This is a genomic window from Actinoplanes sp. GCM10030250 (assembly GCF_042666575.1).
Classification (GTDB): Bacteria; Actinomycetota; Actinomycetes; order Mycobacteriales; family Micromonosporaceae; genus Actinoplanes.
This window is the reverse complement of the sequence record NZ_JBHTDO010000125.1, coordinates 1-588: the sequence shown is the minus strand read 5'-3', so window position 1 is coordinate 588 and position 588 is coordinate 1. Positions and strand designations below refer to the sequence as shown.

The 588-nt window shown below is 68.0% G+C and carries 1 pseudogene; it reads left to right on the top strand.

Annotation, left to right across the window (positions count from 1 at the left end):
* Window positions 1-130: 130 nt before the first annotated feature.
* Window positions 131-588 (top strand): annotated as a pseudogene (locus ACFQV6_RS44355) (Na+/H+ antiporter subunit D); the annotation flags it as partial.

Below are 588 nucleotides of genomic sequence, written 5' to 3'. Positions count from 1 at the left end.
ACGACGTGCAGGACGACGTCGAGGACCGGCGGATCATGCAGCTGGCCGAACGCGATCAGGGCCTCGCGGACCAGGACCAAGACCAGGACCAGGACACGCCTGTCGCTCCGGGCGCCGAAGGGCAGCAGCGATGACGTGGCTCGTACCGTTGCCGGTGGTCATGCCGTTGCTCGGTGCCGCGGTGACGCTGCTGCTCAGGCGGCATCCGCACCTGCAGCGGACGGTCAGCCTGCTGGTGCTCGGCGCGACGCTCGCCGTGACGATCGCGCTGCTGGCTCTCACCATGACCGGGGATCCGCTGACCGTTGCCGTCGGCGGATGGGCGGCGCCGATGGGTATCGTGCTCGTCGCGGACCGGCTTGCGGCACTGATGCTCGTGGTCTCCGCCACGGTCACCCTGTGCGTCCTGGTCTACTCCATCGGCCAGGGCATGACCGACCGGGACGACGCCACACCGGTCTCGGTCTACCACCCCGCCTACCTGATCCTCACCGCGGGCGTCACCAACGCGTTCCTGGCCGGCGATCTGTTCAACCTCTACGTCGGATTCGAGATCCTGCTCGCCGCCAGCTATGTGCTCATCACGAT